Origin of the sequence: Kocuria sp. UBA1838 (assembly GCF_002338785.1) — a bacterium.
GTDB lineage: Bacteria > Actinomycetota > Actinomycetes > Actinomycetales > Micrococcaceae > Kocuria > Kocuria marina.
Map to the genome: position 1 here is coordinate 93,297 of NZ_DDIY01000006.1, position 21,792 is coordinate 115,088.

21 protein-coding genes are annotated in these 21,792 nt (G+C 70.4%); 16 read left to right on the plus strand and 5 right to left on the minus strand.

Annotation, left to right across the window (positions count from 1 at the left end):
* Positions 1–236: 236 nt before the first annotated feature.
* The 13 genes from B3I25_RS03660 (at position 237) to B3I25_RS03720 (ending at position 15,324) form a co-directional block, all read left to right on the plus strand.
* A complete protein-coding gene (locus B3I25_RS03660) occupies positions 237–1,352 on the plus strand; it encodes a mannose-1-phosphate guanylyltransferase (RefSeq protein WP_064847179.1) in 1,116 nt (371 codons plus the stop codon).
* A 58-nt stretch (positions 1,353–1,410) separates the two neighbouring features.
* A complete protein-coding gene (locus tag B3I25_RS03665) occupies positions 1,411–2,670 on the plus strand; it encodes an amidohydrolase (protein WP_206399519.1) in 1,260 nt (419 codons plus the stop codon).
* 165 nt (positions 2,671–2,835) lie between these two features.
* A complete protein-coding gene (locus tag B3I25_RS03670) occupies positions 2,836–3,927 on the plus strand; it encodes a BMP family lipoprotein (RefSeq protein ID WP_064847178.1) in 1,092 nt (363 codons plus the stop codon).
* Positions 3,928–3,954: 27 nt separating this feature from the next.
* On the plus strand, positions 3,955–5,688 hold the full coding sequence (locus B3I25_RS03675; protein ID WP_286737838.1) for an ABC transporter ATP-binding protein: 1,734 nt from the start codon (positions 3,955–3,957) through the stop codon (positions 5,686–5,688).
* Positions 5,685–6,896 carry an ABC transporter permease gene (locus tag B3I25_RS03680; RefSeq protein WP_035963734.1) on the plus strand — a complete coding sequence of 404 codons (1,212 nt, stop codon included), beginning with the start codon at positions 5,685–5,687 and terminating at the stop codon, positions 6,894–6,896. Before B3I25_RS03675 ends, B3I25_RS03680 begins: the two co-directional genes overlap by 4 nt.
* Complete coding sequence (locus B3I25_RS03685; protein WP_414672682.1) at positions 6,893–8,224, plus strand: ABC transporter permease; 1,332 nt, start codon at positions 6,893–6,895, stop codon at positions 8,222–8,224. Before B3I25_RS03680 ends, B3I25_RS03685 begins: the two co-directional genes overlap by 4 nt.
* Positions 8,225–8,366: 142 nt before the next feature.
* Positions 8,367–8,774 carry a cytidine deaminase gene (locus B3I25_RS03690; protein WP_064847174.1) on the plus strand — a complete coding sequence of 136 codons (408 nt, stop codon included), beginning with the start codon at positions 8,367–8,369 and terminating at the stop codon, positions 8,772–8,774.
* Positions 8,775–8,899: 125 nt separating this feature from the next.
* Positions 8,900–10,519, plus strand: coding sequence for a hypothetical protein (locus B3I25_RS03695; RefSeq protein ID WP_286737839.1), 1,620 nt, complete (start codon positions 8,900–8,902; stop codon positions 10,517–10,519).
* A gap of 3 nt (positions 10,520–10,522) precedes the next feature.
* Positions 10,523–11,683, plus strand: coding sequence for an adenosine deaminase (locus B3I25_RS03700; RefSeq protein WP_286737840.1), 1,161 nt, complete (start codon positions 10,523–10,525; stop codon positions 11,681–11,683).
* An 86-nt stretch (positions 11,684–11,769) separates the two neighbouring features.
* Positions 11,770–12,672 carry a MazG nucleotide pyrophosphohydrolase domain-containing protein gene (locus tag B3I25_RS03705; RefSeq protein ID WP_193519780.1) on the plus strand — a complete coding sequence of 301 codons (903 nt, stop codon included), beginning with the start codon at positions 11,770–11,772 and terminating at the stop codon, positions 12,670–12,672.
* Between the two features lie 52 nt (positions 12,673–12,724).
* Entirely contained in the window at positions 12,725–14,008 is a 1,284-nt protein-coding gene (eno, locus tag B3I25_RS03710) for a phosphopyruvate hydratase (protein WP_064847172.1), read from the plus strand.
* 135 nt (positions 14,009–14,143) lie between these two features.
* On the plus strand, positions 14,144–14,773 hold the full coding sequence (locus B3I25_RS03715; RefSeq protein WP_064847171.1) for an FtsB family cell division protein: 630 nt from the start codon (positions 14,144–14,146) through the stop codon (positions 14,771–14,773).
* Positions 14,770–15,324 (plus strand): DUF501 domain-containing protein, encoded by a 555-nt coding sequence (locus B3I25_RS03720; protein WP_206399522.1) that lies wholly within the window; start codon positions 14,770–14,772, stop codon positions 15,322–15,324. The genes B3I25_RS03715 and B3I25_RS03720 overlap by 4 nt, the downstream gene beginning before the upstream one ends.
* Positions 15,325–15,395: 71 nt before the next feature.
* Here the strand turns inward: B3I25_RS03720 and B3I25_RS03725 are convergent, their stop codons facing one another.
* The 5 genes from B3I25_RS03725 to B3I25_RS03745 form a co-directional block, all read right to left on the minus strand.
* Positions 15,396–16,061 (minus strand): hypothetical protein, encoded by a 666-nt coding sequence (locus tag B3I25_RS03725; RefSeq protein WP_286737842.1) that lies wholly within the window; start codon positions 16,059–16,061, stop codon positions 15,396–15,398.
* 48 nt (positions 16,062–16,109) lie between these two features.
* Positions 16,110–16,394 (minus strand): hypothetical protein, encoded by a 285-nt coding sequence (locus B3I25_RS03730; protein ID WP_286737843.1) that lies wholly within the window; start codon positions 16,392–16,394, stop codon positions 16,110–16,112.
* A complete protein-coding gene (locus B3I25_RS03735; protein ID WP_286737844.1) occupies positions 16,394–17,533 on the minus strand; it encodes a proton-conducting transporter membrane subunit in 1,140 nt (379 codons plus the stop codon). Before B3I25_RS03735 ends, B3I25_RS03730 begins: the two co-directional genes overlap by 1 nt.
* A 163-nt stretch (positions 17,534–17,696) precedes the next feature.
* Positions 17,697–18,074, minus strand: a complete 378-nt coding sequence (locus B3I25_RS03740) for a cation:proton antiporter (protein ID WP_193519776.1) — start codon at positions 18,072–18,074, stop codon at positions 17,697–17,699.
* Positions 18,071–18,394 carry a hypothetical protein gene (locus tag B3I25_RS03745; RefSeq protein WP_193519775.1) on the minus strand — a complete coding sequence of 108 codons (324 nt, stop codon included), beginning with the start codon at positions 18,392–18,394 and terminating at the stop codon, positions 18,071–18,073. The genes B3I25_RS03740 and B3I25_RS03745 overlap by 4 nt, the downstream gene beginning before the upstream one ends.
* A gap of 137 nt (positions 18,395–18,531) precedes the next feature.
* Between B3I25_RS03745 and B3I25_RS03750 the strand changes: the two genes are divergently transcribed.
* From B3I25_RS03750 to B3I25_RS03760, 3 genes are all read left to right on the plus strand, one after another.
* Positions 18,532–19,482, plus strand: coding sequence for a Ppx/GppA phosphatase family protein (locus B3I25_RS03750; RefSeq protein WP_286737845.1), 951 nt, complete (start codon positions 18,532–18,534; stop codon positions 19,480–19,482).
* A gap of 220 nt (positions 19,483–19,702) precedes the next feature.
* Positions 19,703–21,046, plus strand: a complete 1,344-nt coding sequence (locus B3I25_RS03755; protein WP_286737846.1) for a S8 family peptidase — start codon at positions 19,703–19,705, stop codon at positions 21,044–21,046.
* A gap of 72 nt (positions 21,047–21,118) precedes the next feature.
* Positions 21,119–21,792 (plus strand): NAD(P)/FAD-dependent oxidoreductase (locus B3I25_RS03760; protein ID WP_286737849.1); only part of this gene is annotated, 674 nt, incomplete at its 3' end.

The window sequence follows — 21,792 nt, forward strand, 5'->3', positions numbered from 1 at the left end:
GTCAAGCGGCCCCACGACCTCCGTGCGTAGGGTCCGCCGGCGACGTCTCACGGGGCCTTCGAGGGACCCTCTCGCCCGGGTGCGGGGTCGGGCCCGCGAAGGCTCACGGGAAGTCCCCGTGGGCCGGCCGGCCGCGTCGTGCGTGGGCACACCCGGCCCGTGTGCGGCCCGTACCCCGGGATGTCACGGGTGACGCATCCAGGGCCGCCGGGGGAGGGGGCCGTACACTGACCGTCGTGACTTCGCCATTGCAACGTTTCCATCCGTTCATCCCCGCGGGCGGGGTGGGTTCACGGCTGTGGCCGCTGTCCCGTGCGGATGCCCCCAAGTTCTTGCTGGACCTCACGGGCTCCGGCTCGTCCCTGCTGCGGGCCACCTTTGACCGGCTCGCGGGCCTGTCCGCCGGTCCGGTCATGGTCGTGACCGGGCGCTCCCACGCCGGGGCGGTGCAGGAACAGCTGCCTGAGCTCACGGCGGACGACCTCGTGCTCGAGCCGTCCCCCAAGGACTCCGCGGCGGCGATCGGCCTCGCGTGCACGCTCATCGAGCGCCGCGACCCCACCGCGATCATCGGTTCGTTCGCGGCGGACCACGTGGTGGAGCCCGCCTCGGCGTTCCAGGAGGTCGTCAAGGAAGCGGTGCGGGCGGCGGACACCGGACGCATCGTCACGATCGGGATCACGCCGTCGTCGCCCGCCACGGGCTTCGGCTACATCAAGGCGGGGCAGTCCCTGGGACTCGATCAGGCACCCCACGCGCTCGCCGTGGAGCAGTTCGTGGAGAAGCCGGACGAGGAGACCGCGCGCGCTTACGTGGCCAGCGGGAAGTACACGTGGAACGCGGGCATGTTCGTGGCGCCCGTGGGTCTCATGCTCTCCTACCTGCGCCGCAGCGAACCCGAGCTCGCGCGGGGCCTGGACCGAATCGCGGACGCGTGGGAGACCCCCGAGCGGGACGCCGTCGTGGACGAGGTGTGGCCCACCCTGACCAAGACCGCGATCGACTACGCCGTGGCCGAACCCGCCGCCGCGGCCGGGGACGTGGCCATGGTCCCCGGGGACTTCACGTGGGAGGACGTGGGGGACTTCGCGGCGATCAACCGGCTCAACAAGGTGGACCCGCGCACGGACGCGCCAGTGTCCATCCTGGGCCAGAACAACCGTGTGCTCACGGACGAGTCCTCCGGGATCGTCGTGTCCGACACGGGGCGGTTGATCGCGCTGATCGGCGTGGCGGACATCGTGGTCGTGGACACCCCGGATGCCCTGCTGGTCACCACGGCCGAGCACGCGCAACGGGTCAAGAACGCGGTGGACTCCCTCAAGCGCAACGGCGACACGGACGTCCTGTGAGCCCCGCCTCCGCCCGCGCTGAATCACCGCGCGGGGTCCCGGCGGTACTGTGACACACATGTTGGATCTGCCTCTGCCGTCCGCCGACGACATCGGACTGCCCCCGGCCATCGGCCCCCTGCTCTCGCACTACCTCCCGGACCTCGTGCGCTTCCGCCGGGACATCCACAAGCACCCGGAACTGTCCTACGAGGAGTACCGCACCACGGACCGGATCGTGCACGCCCTCGAGGCCGCCGGGTTGCACCCCGTGCGCTTCGAACGCACCGGGTGCTACGTGGACGTGGGTCGCGGGCCCGTGATGGTGGGCCTGCGCGCGGACATCGACGCCCTGCCCATCCTCGAGGACACGGGCCTGGACTACGCGTCCGTCAACGAGGGCGTGATGCATGCGTGCGGTCACGACATCCACACCACGGTCATGCTCGGGGTGGCCCGCGTGCTCGCCGACGTGCACCGTTCGTCCCCGTTCGCGGGCACCGTGCGCGTGGTCTTCCAGCCGGCCGAGGAGAAACTGCCCGGCGGCGCCCTGACCATCATTAAGGAGGACGTGCTGGCCGGCGTGCCGCGGATGTTCGCCCTGCACTGCGAACCCAAGGTGGACGTGGGCCAGGTAGGCACGCGCATCGGGGCGATCACCTCGGCGTCGGACACCATCCGGATCGAGCTGTCCGGACGCGGCGGGCACACGTCCCGCCCGCACCTGACCGAGGACCTGGTCTACGCGATGAGCCAGATCGCGATCAACGTGCCCGCGGTGCTCTCCCGCCGCGTGGACGTGCGCTCCGGGGTGGCCGTGGTGTGGGGTCAGATCCACGCAGGTGTGGCACCCAACGCGATCCCCATGTCCGGTTTCATGTCCGGGACCATGCGCTGCCTGGACGCGGACGCGTGGTCGCGCGCCGGGGACATGCTGGACGAGGTCGTGGAGCAGGTGGCCGCACCGTACGGCGTGAACGTGGACCTCGAGCACATCCGGGGTGTGCCGCCGGTGGTCAACGGCGAGACCGAGACCACCCTGCTGGAGATCGCCGCGCGAGCGGAGCTGGGGGAGGAGAGCATCCTGCTGGTGGAGCAGTCCATGGGCGGGGAGGACTTCGCGTGGTTCCTGCAGCACGTCCCCGGCGCCATGATGCGCCTGGGGACCCGGGCTCCCGGCGGCCGAACCTACGACCTGCACCAGTCCGACTACGCCCCTCAGGAGGAGGCGATCGGCTGCGGCGTGCAGGTCATGGCCTCCACGGCGTTGCGCGCCATCCGCTTGCGCGTGCGCGAGCTCGCGGACGCGACGACGACGCCGGACGCCCCGCAGCCCTGACACGCCCGCGGTGAGCGTACTGCTGGGTACTTCCGGGGCTACACTGAGCTGACCTATGACCCGTCTCACTGCACGGGTCACCGCCCGGGGACACGGGCCGGTGACCCGTGCACTGTGTTCCCGGGTCACGACCCACATCTGATCCCAGCCCGACCGGAGGACCTCATGACCACTCGACGCTTGCGCACCCTGGGGACGCTTGGCCTGGCCGGGGTCACCGGCCTGGTCCTGGCGGGTTGCGGTGCCGCCCCGGACAACGCCGGCGACAGCAGCGCCCAGGCCTCCGACTTCAAGGGCTGCATCGTCTCCGACGACGGCGGTTTCCAGGACCGTTCCTTCAACCAGAGCTCCTATGAGGGCCTCAAGGCCGCCGAGGAGCACAAGGGCATCCAGATCAGCCAGGCCGAGTCCCAGTCCGAGACGGAGTTCGAGCCCAACCTGACCTCCATGGCGCAGCAGGGCTGCAACCTCACGGTCTCCGTGGGCTTCCTGCTCGCGGACACCACCAAGAAGGTGGCCGCGGCCAACCCGGAGAAGCACTTCGCGATCGTGGACGACAACTCGATCAAGGCGGACAACGTCAAGCCCATCGTCTACAACACCGCCCAGGCGGCGTTCCTGGCCGGGTACCTCGCGGCGGGCACGTCCGAGACGGGCAAGGTCGCCACGTACGGCGGCATGGACATCCCCACCGTGACCGTGTTCATGGACGGTTTCGCGGACGGGGTGAAGTACTACAACGAGAAGAACAAGGCGGACGTGCAGGTCCTCGGGTGGAACAAGGACTCCCAGAACGGCACGTTCCTGAGCTCGTTCCAGGATTCTTCCAAGGCCAAGACCGTCACGCAGAACCTCATCGGCGAGGGCGCGGACGTGGTCCTGCCCGTCGCCGGCCAGGCGGCCCAGGGCACCGTGGACGCCATGACCGAGGCCAACCGCAGCGGCAAGAACGTCCGGCTGATCTGGCCGGACACCGACGGCTACGAGACCCTGGACGCCGGCAAGGAGTTCCTGCTCACGTCCGTGCTCAAGGAGATGTCCACCTCGGTCGAGGACGTCGTGACGCAGGCCGCGGACGGCAACTTCGACAACACCCAGTACGTGGGCACGCTCGAGAACGGTGGTGTGGGCCTGGCCCCCTACCACGACCAGCAGGACGAGGTCAGCGAGGACCTCGACAAGCAGGTCCAGCAGCTCAAGCAGGACATCATCGACGGCAAGGTCACGGTGCAGTCCAAGAACGCCCCCACCGCCTGAGCGGGCGGGCCCGGCAGGAGCAGAACAGTGCAGTTGAAACTGACGGACGTCACCAAGAAGTTCGGTGACTTCACCGCCAACAACCGTGTGAACCTCACGGTGGAACCACATCAGATCCACTGTTTGCTCGGTGAGAACGGTGCGGGCAAGTCCACGCTCATGAACGTGCTGTACGGGCTGTACGAGCCCACGTCCGGCACGATCGAGATCGACGGCGCGCCCGTCAGTTTCTCCGGCCCCGGCGATGCCATGGCGGCCGGGATCGGCATGGTGCATCAGCACTTCATGCTGATCCCGGTCTTCACGGTCGCCGAGAACGTGGCCCTGGGTCACGAGAACACGCGCGGGATGTCCCTGGACCTGGAGACCACCCGGGCCCGGATCCGGGAGATCTCCGAACGCTACGGCTTCGCGGTGGACCCGGACGCCGTGGTCGAGGACCTGCCCGTGGGCGTCCAGCAGCGGGTCGAGATCATCAAGGCCCTCGTGCGGGACGCCAAGGTGTTGATCCTGGACGAGCCCACGGCCGTGCTGACCCCCCGGGAGACGGACGAGCTGCTCGAGATCATGCGGCAACTGCGGGACAACGGCACGTCCATCGTGTTCATCTCCCACAAGCTGCGCGAGGTCCGGGCGGTGTCGGACGTGATCACCGTGATCCGGCGCGGGGAAGTGGTCGGCCAGGTGGGTCCGGAAACGTCCACGGACGAGCTTGCGGCCCTGATGGTGGGCCGGGACGTCTCCCTGACCGTGGCCAAGGACACCGCCCACACCACCGGGACCGCGCTCGAGGTGCGCGGGCTCACCGTGGTGGGGGACAACGGCGTCGTGCTGCTGGACAATGTTGACTTCGACGTCGCGCCCGGCGAGATCCTGGCCGTGGCCGGTGTGCAGGGCAACGGACAGACCGAGCTCACCCAGGCCCTCGTGGGACTCGAGGAGCAGGTGAGCGGTTCCGCGCGCCTGGACGGGCAGGAACTCGTGGGGCTGCGCACCCGGGAGATCCTGGCCAGCGGTGTGGGTTTCGTGCCCGAGGACCGTTCCACGGACGGGCTCGTGGGCACCTTCACCGTGGCCGAGAACCTCGTGCTGGACCGCTACCGGGAACGGGAGTTCGCGGCGGGACCGTCCCTGCGCCTCGGTGCGATCAGTGGGCACGCCGGCTCTGAGGTGAACGAGTACGACATCCGCACCGGATCCGTGGACTCTCCGGTGGCCACGCTGTCCGGCGGCAATCAGCAGAAGGTCGTGATCGCCCGCGAGCTCGGGCGGCCCCTCAAACTGTTCGTGGCGTCCCAGCCCACGCGCGGTGTGGACGTGGGATCCATCGAGTTCATCCACAAGCGCATCGTGGCCGAGCGGGACAAGGGCACCGCGGTGCTCATCGTGTCCACCGAACTGGACGAGATCTACGCACTCGCGGACCGCATCGCGGTGTTCTTCCACGGTCGCCTCATGGGTATCGTGGGCCCGGACACCCCGCGCGAGGCCCTTGGGCGCATGATGGCCGGTGAGCCCGCGGACAGCGTGCTGCCGCCCGCGCCGTGGGATCACTCCCACGACGACGGCGGGTCCGCCGCGGCCGCCACCGACCGGTCCCCGGCGGGTGCCCCCGCGGGCGGCTCGACGGCCGCACCCGCGACCGCTCCCGCTCACGCGGGCGACGCCGCTGCCGTCACCCTGGATGGGGACGGCCTCGATCCCGGCGCCCACCCCACCGACCGAACCACCGACCGACCCGAGGGGAACCGCACGGCATGAGCGCGTCCACCGCACCGGCCACCTCCGATCAGGTCTCGGCCCCGCCACCCACCGAACTCTCCGCTGAGGACCCGCGCCGCACCCTGCTGGGCTCCACCCTGCAGTCGGTGCTCGCGGTCGTCGTGGCGCTGATCCTGGGCGGGCTGCTGATCGCAGTCACGGACGAGCGCGTCCGCCAGGCCGCCGGGTACTTCTTCGCCCGCCCCGGGGACACGCTCTCCGCGATGTGGCGAGCGGCCTCGAGCGCGTACATCGCCATGTTCTACGGCGCGGTGTATAACCCCAACGGCAGCACGCTCGCGGACCGGTTGTACCCGCTGACCGAGACCCTGACCGTGGCGACCCCCCTGATCCTGGCGGGTCTGGGCGTGGCCCTCGCGTTCCGGGCCGGGCTGTTCAACATCGGCGCCCAGGGACAGATCCTGATCGGTGCCACGCTCGCCGCGTGGGTTGGTTTCGCGTGGCAGTTGCCCGTGGGACTGCACCTGCTCGCCGTCGTCGTCGCCGGCGCCGCGGGCGGTGCCGTGTGGGGCGGGATCGTGGGACTGATCAAGGCGCGCACGGGCGCGCACGAGGTCATCCTCACGATCATGCTCAACTACGTGGCCCTGAACCTCGTGGCGTGGTTGCTCACGCTGCCGGGGTTTCAGCGCGAGGGCTCGTCCAACCCCATCAGCCCGCCCGTCGCGGACACCGCGATGTTCCCCAAGCTGCTGGGTGACCACTTCCGGTTGCACTGGGGCTTCGTGGTGGCCGTGCTGGCCACCGTGGCCGTGGCGTGGCTGCTCAACCGTTCCACCGTGGGCTTCGAGCTGCGCGCCGTGGGAGCGAACCCCCGCGCCGCGCGTACCGCGGGCATTTCCGTGACCCGCGGGTTCGTCGTCGTCATGCTCCTCGCCGGCCTGCTGGCCGGGCTCGCGGGTACCGCGCAGATCGCCGGTACGGAACACTCGCTGACCTCGGGCGTGGCCGCGTCCTTCGGCTTCGACGCGATCACCGTAGCCCTGCTCGGCCGCTCGCGTCCGTGGGGGACGTTCTTCGCGGGCATCCTCTACGGGGCCTTCCGCGCCGGTGGCGTGACCATGCAGTCCATGACGGGGACCAACATCGACATCGTGCTGGTCGTGCAGTCCCTGATCGTGCTGTTCGTGGCGCTGCCCCCGCTATTCAAGTTCGCTACCCGTCGCTCGCAGGAGGCCGCCGCGTGAGTACCGCTATCACTTCGCAGTCCTCCGGTCCTTCGTCCGGATCTCCGGAGCACGCGCCCGAAGCCGCTCTGGCCACCTCCGCCGCGAACCGCGCCGTGGGTGTGCGGACCCTGCGGCCCGCAATCGGCCTGGGTGTCCTGGCGCTCGTGTCCCTGATCGTCTTCGCGCTGAACGCCTCCGGGCAGAGGGTGGACTTCCGGTTCTCGAATGACGGCGGTGCCATCCGCCTGCCCGACGTCTCCGTGCCCTCCGCCCCCTACGGTTGGGTAGTCACGATCGTGCTCGCCGCCCTCACGGTGTACGCGGCCGTGCAGGCGCGCAAGCTGCCGCGCTGGGCGGTGATCGTGGCCGGTTTCTTCTTCGTGACCGGGTTCCTGGTGTGGATCGTGGGCACCGCCCAGACGCCCAGCATCTCCATCACGGCGTTGCTCGCCGGGTCCGTGGCACTCGCCACGCCGCTCGTGTTCGGTTCCTTGGGCGGTCTGCTGTGTGAGCGCTCGGGCGTGGTGAACATCGCGATCGAGGCCCAGCTGCTCTTCGGTGCGTTCTCCGCCGCGGTCGCCGGGACCGTGGCCGGCAACCCCTGGGTGGGTCTGCTCGCGGCGATGCTGGGAGCGGTGCTGGTCGCCGCCGTGCTCGCGCTGTTCGCGATCCGCTACCGCGTGAACCAGGTGATCGTGGGCGTGGTGCTCAACGTGCTCGTCTCCGGCCTGACCGGGTTTCTCTTCGCGACCGTGCTCGAGCCCAACGCCGCGTCCTTCAACGCACCGGACCGCTTGCCGCACGTGCGCATCCCGGTCCTCGCCGAAATCCCCGTGGTGGGTCCCGTGCTGTTCGACCAGTCGGTGATCGGCTACATCATGTACCTCGCGGTGATCGTGGTGTGGTTCGCGCTGTACCGGACCCGATGGGGTCTGCGTACCCGCGCGGTGGGGGAGCACCCCAAGGCCGCGGACACCCTGGGTGTCTCGGTGAATGCGCTGCGCGTGCGCAACGTGTTGTTGGGCGGTGCCGTGGCCGGTCTGGGCGGGGCGTTCTACACGCTCGTCTCGGTCTCCGCGTTCACGCGCGATATGACCGCGGGCGCCGGGTACATCGCCCTGGCCGCGCTGATCTTCGGCCGCTGGAACCCCGTGGGTGCGTTGCTCGCGTCCCTGCTGTTCGGTTTCGCATCCAACCTGGAATCCATCCTGTCCTTCCTGGGCACCCCTGTGCCCAGCCAGTTCCTGGCCATGCTGCCGTACGTGGTCACGATCCTCGCGGTGGCGGGTCTCGTGGGCCGTTCCCGCGGCCCGGCCGCCTCGGGCGAGCCGTACACCAAGGAATGACGCGCACCACGGTACGACGACGCCGGCGCATGCGCCGCTCGCATGGCCACGCGGCGTCGTCGACCGGTGGTGCAAACGCGAGACCGAGCAGTTCCAGAACCGAGCAATCCTGACGTTCGAGCGACGAGGAGAGGCAACGATCATGAGTGGCACCCGCAACCCGGTGGACGAGGCCACGTGGCGCGAACTGCAGCGTGCCGCCACGGACGCCCTGGCCCACTCCTACTCGCCGTACTCCCGATACCCGGTGGGGGCGGCCGCACTCGTGGATGACGGCCGCGTGGTCACGGGCGCGAACATCGAGAACGCGTCCTACGGGGTGACCCTGTGCGCCGAGTGCTCCATGGTGAGCGCGCTGTTCATGTCCGGCGGGGGCAAGCTCGTGGCGTTCGTGTGCGTGGACGGCCACGGGGAGGTGCTCATGCCGTGCGGGCGCTGCCGGCAGCTGCTCTACGAACACCGGGCCCCGGGGATGGAACTGCTCACGGTCAGTGGGGTGCGCAGCATGGACCAGGTGCTCCCGGACGCCTTCGGGCCGGAGAACCTGTAGCCGGGGCGAAGCGACGTCGAGCCCGTCACGGACCGGCGCACGGGCCCGGTTCCCGGTATCCGTGGAGTCCGCGCCACCTATACTTTGCAGGAAACCAAGCCCGGCTCTGGAAGGGAAACGAACACGTGGGTCTGAGAGATCTGTTCCGCAGCAAGAAGAACGACACCCCGACACCCCAGCCGGCTCCCGGCGCCCGCCCCGTCGACCCTGCGGCCGCTCCCCAGAGCGCGCAGGGCGCTCCCGAGGCACCGCAGCAGGCGCAGGAGAACGCGCCGCGTCGTCATGATCCGAACGCAGTCGCCCTGCCGGAGTCCGGTGCGCTGCGCAACCTCGTGGAGCTGTTGCTGTCCCGCGGCGCGGACCGTGCGCGGCTGACCCTCGTGCAATCGGGCAACATCATGACGCACCAGACCCGCCAGGCCGTCGGGGACGCCCAGGACGAGGTCGAGAACGGCACCGTGGACCAGGGCTCGCCGCTGTTCGACGACGTCGCGGATCTCTACACCCAGGCCATGAACACCCCCGTGGGGCCGTGGCGTCAGCTGGACCTGATCGCCGCCACCCCGCACGACGGGCAGCGCGAGATCACCGTGACCTACGACTTCCCCAACGGAGAGTCCCGCACGGAGCAGTACGTGCACGGCGCCCCGGCGGAGGCGTCGCAGCATGCCCCGGTGGCCGGGGCGCCCGTCGTCGACGGCGCGCTCGCCGAGGACTCCCGGCCCGCCGCCGGGACAGTCCCGGCCGACACCACCCAGGGCGACGACGACGCCGTGCGGGTGGTGCCCGAGCACGGGCCGAGCGAACCCGTCGAGGACGGCGAGGTGCTCACGGCCGGTGACGCGGCCCCGGTCGTGCAGGACGAGTCCCTCGAGACGCCCGCGGTGGCCGATCGGGATGCCGCCGAGCTCACGGCGCAGCAGGAAGAGGCCGAGCAGCCCCAGCGGTCGGAGCCGCTCGACGAGCGGGGACAGTTCGAGCAGCGGGAGTCGGCCCTCCACGCCGAGCCCGTGGCGCAGAGCACCGAGGATCGTCCCGAGGTGATCGACGCGACCGAGGAACGGGCCACCGAGAACGATGAGTCCAGCCCCGAGGACCTCCCGGCCCACGTGGACGAGTCCGAGTTCGGCACGGAACCCGCCGAGAACCTCGTGTCCGCCGCCTCTGTGCAGGATGCTGAGGACGACCCCGCGAGCGCACCGCAGGTCGCGCTCGCCACGGACGTGGCGCCGTCGTACCGCGGGGCCGAGCCGGAGCAGGGACTCGACCCGGACGCGTTGGCCCCGGGCAACCTCGCGCTGACCACGGGTGACGTGGTCTCCCGCTTGGCGGACGCGCAGCGGCACCTGTTCGACTCCGAGGGCACCGCGCGGGACGTCTCCACCGTGTTGATCCGCGTGCGCGCTCTGGGCACGTACTACGACGCGCTGACCCACGTGCGCCTCAACGGGTTCTGGGATCAGCGTCCGACCTTCGAGCTGGTTCCGGAGGAACTGCTCAAGGTCCAGGAGCTCAAGGACGACTCCTACGTGGAGGGCTCCGGCGCACCGCTGGCCATGATGTTCCGCTTCCGCCCGGGCGTCCCGCCCGAGGTCACGTTCGACTACTCGGACGAGGAGGCCTTCGTGCGTTACGAGCAGCGCCTGCCGGGGCAGAACTATCTCGAGGAGCTGCGGATGTACCCGCGCACCGGCTCCAACATCCCGGAGCACGTGAACGAGGCACTGCAGGACTGGAACTACTGATCCATGACCACGAGAACCACTCCCGAGGCCCCCGACCGCACCACGGACGGGGGCCTCGGGCCACACCGCCGGATCTGCCTGCACGATCACCTGGACGGCGCGCTGCGACCGGCCACGATCATCGACCTCGCCGCAGGTTTCGGCCATGAGCTGCCCGCCACGGACCCCGCCGCACTCGGTCGCTGGTTCCGGGAGAGCGCCAACTCGGGCAGCCTGGAGCGCTACCTGGAGACCTTCGCGCACACCGTGGCCGTGACCCAGACCGCGGACGCGCTACGCCGGGTGGCCCGCGAGTACGTCGCGGACTGCGCGGCGGACGGGATCGTGCACGCGGAAGTGCGCTGGGCCCCGGAACAGCACGTGGCCGGTGGGCTCACGCTCGACGACGCCGTGGATGCCGTGCAGGCCGGTCTCGCCGAGGGCGTGGCCGAGGTCAAGGCCGCGGGCGGTCACCTCTCAGTCGTGCAGATCCTGTGCGCCATGCGCCACTTGGACCGCTCTCTCGAGATCGCCGAGCTCGTGGTGCGCCGCGTACGCGCCGCGGCATCCGATAACGCGGCGTCGGACACCACGACGGCGCACGGGGGCGTCCCCAGCGAACCCGCACCCGGGTCCGTGGTCGCGTTCGACCTAGCGGGACCCGAGCGTGGTTTCCCGGCGTCGGATCACCGCGCGGCCCTGGACCTGCTCGCGGAGAACTTCATCCCCGTGACGCTGCATGCGGGTGAAGCGGACGGTGCGGAGTCCATGGCGGATGCGCTCACCGCCGGACGCGCCCTGCGCCTGGGTCACGGCGTGCGGTTGCTCAACGAGGACCCCGATGCGCGGTCGCCGCTGTCCCGGTGGATCCGCGACCGCAGGATCGCGCTGGAGGTCTGCCCGTGCTCCAACCTGCAGACCGGTGCGAGCGCGGTGTGGGGGGACGACATCGCTCATCACCCGGCCACCCGGTTTCTGCGGCACGGCTTCGCGGTCACGATCTCCCCGGATAACCGGCTCATGAGCGACACCTCCGTGGGCAACGAGCTCGAGCTGTTGCGTGAGCAGGCGGGGTGGGACGAGGCCGATCTGGTCGCGGTGCAGCGCAACGCGGCCCGCGCGGCGTTCGTGCCGCGGGCCTATCAGGAATGGCTCGAACGCCACGTGACGGGTGAGGACGCATGACGGCGCCCGAGGAACCGACACGAGAGGCGCCCGCGGGGTCTGTGACCCCGCACGATGAGTCGGCGCAGAAAGCCAGGACGGGGAACATGACCGCCCATGACCCGGCGGTGCCGGACGGAGGCTCCGCACCGGGCGCGGAGTTCGAGCGGCTGCTCGCCGTCATGGACCGCTTGCGTTCGCCGGGCGGGTGCCCGTGGGATGCCGCCCAGACCCACGAGTCGCTGCTGCGCTACCTCGTGGAGGAGAGTTACGAGGTCGTGGAGGCGGTCGAGGCGCTCGAGCCGTCCGAGCGGCGTCGTACCGAGCTCGTGGAGGAACTCGGGGACGTGCTGCTGCAGGTCGTCTTCCACTCGCGCATCGGCCAGGAACACCCCGACGGGCAGCGCTTCGACATCTCGGACGTGCTGGCCGCGGTCACGGACAAGCTCGTGCGGCGCCACCCCGCGGTGTTCCCACCGGGCCACGACGCCGCGGCGCGCCAGGCCGCGGGGACGACCGCTGCGACTGCGGGCGCCGTGAAGGCGACCGCTGCGGACAGCACCGTTGTCGAGGGCACCACCCTGGACAGTGCCAGCCCAGGCGGCACTGGCTCGGATGTGACGGGCGCGGGCAGCGTCGTCGTCGGCAACGGGACACCGAGCGATGCGGAACTCGCCGCGCGCTGGGACGCAGTGAAACGCCGCGAGAAACCCCAGCGCACGCGGATCTTCGACGGCATCCCGCCGGCGCTGCCCGCGCTCGCGTACGCCGAGAAGGCCCTGTCCAAGGCGCGCCGGCACGGCGTGGCCGGGCTCCCGGAACCGCGCCCCGAGTCGGACGAGCAGGACCGGCAGGCGGAGGAGGACGCGCTGGGGGAGGAGTTGTTCCGCCGCGTGCAGGACAGCTCCGCGCGCGGCCTCGACGCCGAGCGCGCATTGCGGACGGCGGTGCGACGGTTCGTGCGTGACCACGACGCACCTTTATCGCCCGCACCCAGCGACGCTCGGTAGGCTAAAGACCGGGGGACCGCCCCACGGGTCGACGACCGACAAGGAGATTTTCATGGCAATGATCATTGCGCTGCAAGCCCGCCAGATTCTGGACTCCCGTGGCAACCCCACGGTCGAGGTTGAGGCACTGCTCGAGGACGGCAGCTTCGGGCGCGCGGCCGTGCCCTCCGGCGCGTCCACCGGTGAGTTCGAGGCCGTGGAGCGCCGCGACGGCGACAAGAAGGTCTTCCTGGGCAAGGGCGTGCTGGACGCCGTCCACGCCGTGGACGAGGAGATCGAGCAGGCCGTGGTGGGCCTGGACGCCTCCGACCAGCGCGCCGTGGATCAGGCCATGTTGGAACTGGACGGTACCGACAACAAGGCCAAGCTGGGCGCCAACGCGATCCTGGGCGCCTCCATGGCGATCGCCCGTGCGGCTGCGAGCTCCGCAGACCTGGAACTGTACAAGTACCTGGGCGGGCCCAACGCGCACGTGCTGCCGGTGCCCATGATGAACATCCTCAACGGCGGTTCCCACGCGGACTCCAACGTGGACATCCAGGAGTTCATGATCGCCCCGATCGGTGCTCCCACGTTCTCCGAGGCCCTGCGCTGGGGTGTGGAGGTCTACCACAGCCTCAAGTCCGTGCTCAAGGACCGCGGGCTGGCCACCGGTCTGGGTGACGAGGGCGGCTTCGCCCCGAACCTGGAGTCCAACGCCGCCGCGCTGGACCTGATCCTCGAGGCCATCGAGAAGGCCGGGTACAAGCCCGGTCAGGAGATCGCGCTGGCCCTGGACGTGGCGTCCTCCGAGTTCCACGAGAAGGGTTCCTACACCTTCGAGGGCCAGAAGCGTTCGGCCGAAGACATGTCCCGGTACTACGCCGAGCTGGTCGAGAAGTACCCGCTCGTGTCCATCGAGGACCCCCTGGACGAGAACGACTGGGAGGGCTGGGCAGCGCTCACCGAGCACATCGGGGACAAGGTCCAGCTCGTGGGTGACGACCTCTTCGTGACCAACCCGGAGCGCCTGGGTCGCGGCATCGACGAGCACGTGGCCAACGCCCTGCTCGTGAAGGTCAACCAGATCGGCTCCCTCACCGAGACCTTCGACGCGATCGAGCTCGCCCAGCGCAACGGCTACCGCTGCATGATCTCCCACCGTTCCGGCGAGACCGAGGACACCACGATCGCGGACATCTCCGTGGCCGTGAACGCGGGTCAGATCAAGACCGGTGCCCCGGCGCGTTCCGAGCGCGTGGCGAAGTACAACCAGCTGCTGCGCATCGAGGAGGAGCTCGGCGATTCCGCGACGTACGCCGGCGCCTCCGCGTTCCCCCGCTTCACCGGCAAGTGAGCTGTGCGGCGGCCCCCGTGCCGCCGTGGGTTCCCTGACGACGACGCCGCTCGCCCCCGTTCCCGGGGCCGGGCGGCGTCGTGCTGCGGGTAGACTGACCGAGCACGAACCACCCACGTCACCCGGGAGGCACCCATGGTCGGACCCCGCCCGCGGATCCCCCGTATGGGCCCCGAGCCCGCTGACGACACCCCGCGCGAACCGCGCGGCGGGCGCTCGCGGGACGCTCGGCGCAACCCTCCGCGGGACACGCAACGGTCCGCGAAACGGGACTCGCTGAGGGACACCCCCTCCCAGGACAGCGCTGGCGGCTCGTCGACGCTCGCGGCCCCCACACCCGCCCACTCGTTCAACGGGCGCCTCGTGGCCCTGATCGTGGTGGCCACGCTCATCGTGTTCTTGGCCGCGCCCACCACCAAGATCTTCTTCGACCAGCGCGCGCAGATCTCCGCGCTGCAGCAGAGCATCGCCCACGAACAAGAGCGACAACAGCAGCTCAAGCACGAGGAACAACTGTGGGGGGACGACTCCTACGTGGAGCAACAAGCGCGTGAGCGGATGTCCTACGTGATGCCGGGGGAGAACGCCTACCTGGTGCTCGGCGCGCAACCGGGCGTGCGCCAGAGCGTCGAATCCTCCGCCGAGCAGGTCGAGGCTAGCAAGCCGGCGTGGGCGGACGGGCTGTGGCAGTCCGTGGTGGACTCCGCGTACCCGCCCGAACAGATCACCCTTGAACCGCAGACCCGAGGAAGTGGCAATCAGTGACCGCAGCGGCCCATGAACACCGCCCGTCCGTGACCGATCAGGACCGCACCGTGGTGGGACACCAGCTGGGTCGGCCCCCGCGGGACGTCGTGGAGATCGCGGCGCGCTGCGTGTGCGGGAACCCGCTGGTCGTGGCCACGGCCCCCCGGTTGAGCAACGGTTCCCCGTTCCCCACGGTCTTCTACCTCACGCACCCCGTGATCACGTCCGCGGTGTCCCGGCTCGAGGCCGAGGGCACCATGTACGGCATGTCCGACCGGATCACCGAGGACCCGGAACTCGCCGAGCGGTACCGGGCCGCGCACGAGCACTACCTGGAGCAGCGGCGCCGGATCGGGGAGGAAGCGGGGATCGGCGAGGTTCCCGAGATCGAGGGGATCTCCGCGGGCGGCATGCCCACGCGCGTGAAGTGCCTGCACGTGCTCGTGGGGCACAGCCTCGCGGCCGGTCCGGGGGTGAACCCCCTGGGGGACGAGACCCTCGAGCTGATCTCCGACACCTGGTCCCGGGACCGCTGCGCATGCGATCCCGCGTGGCGCAGCGCGGACTGACCCTCGTACGGCGTTCGCCCCGGTGGGGTGACGTTCCCGAGGGGCGGTCCGATCATGACTGCCCCGATCACTCATGCGCGATCATGCGCGATCATGCGTGTGCCGTGACCAGCGCGGGCATGGGCGGCGGCGCGTTCGCTGGTCAGAGTCCCGGGTCGGGGTCCACGGCGCGCAGCGCCACGTCCACACCGCCGCGCGCGGACTGCCACAAGAACCACCCGAGCAACGTCAGCGTCCCCGCCGCGCGTCGGAGCCACGTGCGCGGGGTCGCGGTTCAGAACGACCCCCAAGCCCCGTGCCACGGCTCCGGTGCCGTCGTGCAGGGGGGCCAGCGCGCGCCCGCCCGAACGGGCCAGACCGGACAACACCTTCTCCACCGGGACCAGGACGTCCCCGGGGGTGATCGTGGTGCCGTCCGCGCGCGGGGTCCAGCGCTCGCCCACGAGCCACGGCACCACGATGCCCGCCGCGGCCACGAGCAACCACGAGACCAATTCGCCGTCGGGCCTGCGGCGCGGATCGCGCTCCGCCGTCCATACCAGCCATGTGAACCGCATGAGCAGCAGGGTGGAACCGGTGGCCACGAGCGGCAGGATCGAGTCCAGGCCCACTCCCAGTACGGAGATGGGCGATACGGCTTCCTTGGACACGTGCGTGTCGAACGCGTCCGGGGTCAGCGGGGCGCCAGCGACGGCGGCCAGGTACGTGCCGATGTTGCCCACGAAGGACAAGAGCATGAAGGCGGTGAGCGCACCGTGGTGCCGTTCGGTGTGGCGCAGTTTGAGCTACGTCAGGGCCAGCAGGGACCCGCCGTACAGCAGCGCGGCGATCAACAACAGGGGCCGGGCCACGGCGTCCACCGAGAAGCGGGTGCCGAACAACAACCACGGGACGTCCACGGACTCGCCGCCACCGAACACCGCCAGCAGCCCGGCCGGCACCGCGGCCAGTGGGGCACAGAGGGCGGCGCCGCGGCGCACGGGGGCCGCGCGCTGTGCCGGGAGCACTCCCGCGAGCACCACGAGGGCGACCACCGCGATCGGGACCAGGAACGTGAGGGCGAAGAGCATCAGCCGAGCACCCCCTCTGCGACCTGGCGGGCGATCTGCAGCGGAGCGAACTTGAGCGACGCCGCGAGACCCACGAACACGGACGCGGCCGCGGTGATCACGGTGGGCACCAGCAGGCTGGCCGGTTCCCGCATCACGACGGTCGCACCGGGCTGCGCGGCCGTGCTGCCGCCGGACGTCGCGGTGCTGCTGTCCGACGCCACCGGGGTGCCGTCCTCGGACGGTGTCGCCGAACTGTCCTCGGGCCCCGCGGTGCTGGTTTCGGACCCCGCAGCCGAGCCGTCCCCGGCCGTCGCAGGGGAAGCATCCTGGTCAGCGGGGTCGCGGAACCACATGTGGTAGACCGCCGGTAGGAAATACATGGCGTTGAGCAGAGACGAGGCGATCAGCACGCCCACGACCCAGGGGTGTTCCGACTCCAGGGCACCCAGGCCCAGCATCCACTCGGACACGAAACCGGCGGTCACGGGCAGACCGATCATGCCGAACGCGCCCACGGTGAAGGCCGCGGAGGTCCACGGCATGCGCCGACCCAGACCGTGCATCTGCGAGAGCTTGGTGATGCCCAGGGCCTCGGCGAACAGTCCCGCGCAGAAGAACAGGGCGATCTTCATGAGTCCCTGGTGCACCAGGTGCACCACACCGCGCGTGGTCCCCGCGAGCGTGACCAGGGAGATCCCGACCACCACGTAGCTGACGTGCGAGACCGTGGAGTACGCGAGCCGCTTCTTGAGGTCCTCCTGGCGCCGGGCCTGGTAGCAGCCGTACAGGATGGTTAAGCACGCAACGATCAGCAACGGGGTGAGCACGCCAAGTTCCGAGGCCACGTAGATCCCGTACACGTCGTCCACCACGCGCACGATCCCGGCGGTCAGCGCGATCTCCACGGTGAGCATGGCCGCGAAGGACCATTCCGGGGACCACCGCAGCCGCGCGTTACCGAGCGAGACGGCCAGCGCCCCGGTCATGATGAAACCGATCACGCCCACGATCAGTAGGGGCCGTAGCCACCGGCCGGTCAGCCGGTCCAGGGGCACCCCGGCGCTGCGCAGCAGGATGAGCGCGCCCGCCAGCACAGCCCCGGACTGGAACGCACCGCCGGAGTCCGAGCTGCCCAGCCGCAGCCACACGAGGATCACGAGCACCCCAGACCCAGGAAGGACATGGCCTGCACGCTGCGCGCGGGGGGAGCACGGTGGCCGCGGTGGTCGCGAGTACGGCGACGCCGAGGGCCACGTCGAGGGCGGTGAGTTCGGTCACGGGGCGGGCCGCCTCGGGTCCGCGGTACCCGGCGCGCTGGACTCATTTGCCGTGCGGGCAGTGCCGGACTCGCTCACCGTGCGAGCGGAACCCCATTTCGCCCACCGCGGGGGAGGCGCCGGGGCCGTCAAGGGTGCGAGCGGCGTCGTGCTCCGTGGCTTCCCGCGCGGTCAGGGCGTGCGCCGAGACGGACGCCGAGCCGAGGATGAGCACCCACGCGATCGCGAGCAACGCCGCGGTGGACCAGCTCCCCAGGTACACGGCGGCGCCGACCATGACGAGTCCCGGGCCCAGGTTGTCCGCCTTGGTGAGCGCGTGCAGTTGACTGCGTATGTCCGGGAACCGGATGAACGCTGCCGTGCCCGCGGTGAAGAACAACGCTCCGCACACGATCAGGACGGCGCTGAGGCCGGTGATCATGCGCCGGCACCGCCTCCAAGCGGCGCGGGGCTCGTCCTCGCGCCCCGAGCGGCACCGGGGGTGCGCGCCGCGGTCAGTCGGACGACGGCCGTGAGCGAGGCCAGCCCGATCAGCCCCACGGCCACGTCCGGGAATCGCGACGCCGCCGCGGGGCCAAGCAGCACGGTCAGCAGCACGACGAGCGCGGCGCCGGTGGTACCGCTCAGCAGCAGGGACAACAGCCAGCGGTCGGTGACGGGGCGGCGGGCCGTGACCACGAACGCGACCACGACATCGACCAGGAGCACCACGAAGACCGTGGTGAGCAGGATCTCGAACACATCGGCTCCTCGGATCGCGGGTCACGGGCTGCGCAGGTGATTTACGGGGGAGGGGACGGAAGTGCCCCGCGACGCGGGTAAATTGGTGCCGGGCCGGTCAACCGGCACGCTCCCACCGAACCGAGGATCCATCACCCATGCGCGTTGCGGCCATCGACTGCGGTACGAACTCCATCCGTCTGCTCATCGCGGACGTGAAGGGCAAGGACGGCCACCTTGAGCTCAAGGACAGGGTGCGCGAGATGCGCATCGTGCGCCTGGGCCAGGGTGTGGACGCCACCGGCTGGCTCGCCGAGGCCGCCCTCGAGCGGACCTTCGCCGCCGCCGAGGAGTACGCCCGGCTCATCACCAAGCACAAGGTGGACGCCGTCCGGTTCGTGGCCACGTCCGCCACGCGCGACGCCGGCAACCGGCAGGTCTTCGTGGACGGGATCAGGTCCCGCCTGGGGGTGACCCCGGAGGTCGTGAGCGGTGACGAGGAAGCGGCGTTGTCATTCCGCGGCGCGCTCAATGCGGCCGCGGGTCTGACCCCGGAGGACCGCGTGCTCGTGGTGGACCTGGGCGGTGGTTCCACCGAGTGCGTCCTGGGTTCCCCGGATCATGTGATCGCCGCCCGCAGCGTGGACGTGGGGTGCGTGCGCATGACCGAACGCCACCTGGGGTCCAACCCGCCCACCGAGGAACAGCAACGTCTCGTGCTGCGGGACGTGGACGAGGCCATGGACACCGTGGCCCGCACCGTACCGCTCGAACTGACCACCCGGCTCGTTGGTGTCGCCGGGACGGTCACCACGGTCGGTGCCATGGCCATGGGTCTGAGCCGCTACGACGAGGACCGGATCAACGGCAGCGTCCTGGGCAGCGACGTCGTTATCCGGGCGTGCCGGGACCTGACCGGGATGACGCGGGAGGAACGCGCCGAGCTCGGGTTCATGCACGAGGGCCGCGTGGACGTCATCGGGGCGGGTGCGCTCGTGTGGCGCCGGATCATCGAACGTGTCTCGGACGCGACCAACGGGCGCGTCAGCACCGTGACCGCGAGCGAACACGATATTTTGGACGGAATCGCCCTGTCCCTCGCGGCCTGAGATCACGGGCCGGTCGCCGTCGCACCCCGGCACACCACCTGCGGGCGCGCGGGGGAGCGGACGCCCGCGCCGGCACCCGGTGTGGACGGGCCCGGAGCGGAAGCGAGCCGGAGTGGACGGGTCAGCGGGCGACGTCGTCGTGACGCCGGGCGGGGGTCCGGTACATCGGCCGCCGGGAGCGGTCGAAGACGCGCGTGCAGCGCGGGAAAGCAGAGGGATCATGGGACGGCTGAGAACACGCGGCGCGCTGTCACTCGCCGCGGTGGGCCTGCTGCTCGGCGGGACCGGTGTCGCCCCGGCGCTCGCGGTGGAACCCATGCCTGCGCCGTCGGTGCCCGTGGAGACCCCCGTGGCACCGCCCCCGAACGGCAAGGTCCCCGTGGAGCCGGTGGACGTGCGCAAGGTGGAGTACTGGCTGGACGACTACGGCGTGCGGGACGCATGGAAGTCCGCGACCGGCAAGGGCGTGAAGATCGCCGTGATCGACACCGGCGTAGACGGCTCCCACCAGGATCTGCGGGGCGCGGTCGGTGAGGGGACGGACGTCTCGGGCGTGGGCCGCGCGAACGGTCAGGAGGGCCTGGGCGCGGAACCCGAACACGGGACCCTGGTGGCCTCGCTCGCCGCGGGACGCGGTCACGGACCCGAGAACCCGGACGGTCCGGGTGGCACGCGGGGCATCATCGGCGTGGCCCCGGAGGCGGAGATCCTGCCCGTGTCCCTGTGGGTGGGCAGCGAACACCCCGACGCCCGTGACATCGACGAACAGATCCCGGACGCCGTGCGTTGGGCCGTGGACCACGGCGCGAACGTGATCAACATGTCCCTGGGCTCGAACGCCACGGGCTGGCCCCCCGCATGGGACTCGGCGTTCGCGTACGCGGAGGAGAAGGGCGTTCTCGTGGTCGCGGCGGCGGGCAACCGGGGATCGGGGCTCAACCAGGTGGGGGCGCCCGCCACGATTCCGGGGGTGCTGTCCGTGGGCGGCGTGGACCGGTCGCGCACGGCGAGTTGGGACTCGTCCTCCCAGGGCATCTCGATCGCGGTGGCCGGGCCCAGCGAGGAGATGGTGGGTGCGATCCCGGGGGGCGGCTACGCCCGGTGGTCCGGGACCTCCGCCACCGTGCCCCTCGTGGCCGGGACCGCGGCGCTGATCAAGCAGAAGCACCCCGACCTCACGGCCGCTGGGATCGCCCAGCGGATCGTGGACACCGCGCACGACGCGGGAGCGCAGGGCAAGGACCCGCTCTACGGGTATGGGATCCTGGATGTGCGCGCGGCCGTAGAGGACGACGTCCGGATCTCCGACACCAATCCCCTGGGCAGCGTGCGGCAATGGATTGCGCAGAACCGCCCGCCCTCGCAGACACCCACCCCGAGCAGCTCCCCGACCCCGCCCGCGCCGGACACGCGGCAGGTGACCGGGGAGGCCACCCCACCCGTGGCGCAGGCACCCCTCAACGAGACCGGCGCGCTACCCGTGGTGATCCTCGTCAGCTTCGGGGTGATCGTCGCGGGCCTCACCGTAGCCGCGGTCCTGCACATCCGCAGGCTCTCGCGCTGATTTCACGATCAGCTCACCGGGCCGCTGACACCGCGTCGGCAAAACCGTGCCACGGTGAGTAAACTTTCGGGTATGGCTTTCAATCAACTTGCTAAGGACCGTCCGCGCCTTCTCATCGTGGGTGGCGGTTACGTCGGTTTCACGCTGGCGCAGAAGCTGCAGACCCGCATTAAGGAGTCCGGCGGCGTGGTCACGGTGGTGGACCCCAACCCGTACATGACCTACCTCCCGTTCCTGCCCGAGGTCTCGGCCGGCAACATCGAGGCGCGCTCCGCCGTGATCCCGCACCGTCAGCACCTGGCCGACTGCGAGTTGATCACCGGCCGCGTGGAGAGCATCGACCATGCCAACCGTACGGTCACCGTCCACGGCATCGACGAGGGCCCCGAGTTCGAGCTCACGTACGACGAGATCGTGCTCGCCGGCGGTTCCAACACCCGCACGTTCCCCATCCCGGGGCTCGCGGACAAGGCCATCGGCATGAAGACCATCGAAGAGGCCGTGTCCGTGCGCAACTGGGTGCTCGAGCGCATCGAGGTGGCTTCCCTCACCAACGACGAGGACGAGAAGCGCAAGGCGCTGACCTTCATCGTGGTGGGCGGCGGCTACGCCGGTTCCGAGACCATCGCCGAGCTCGAGGACATGGCGCGTTCGGCCGTGCAGCGCAACGACCTCCTGAAGGTCTCGGACCTGCGCTTCGTGCTGGTCGAGGCCATGGGCCGGATCATGCCCGAGGTCTCCGAGGA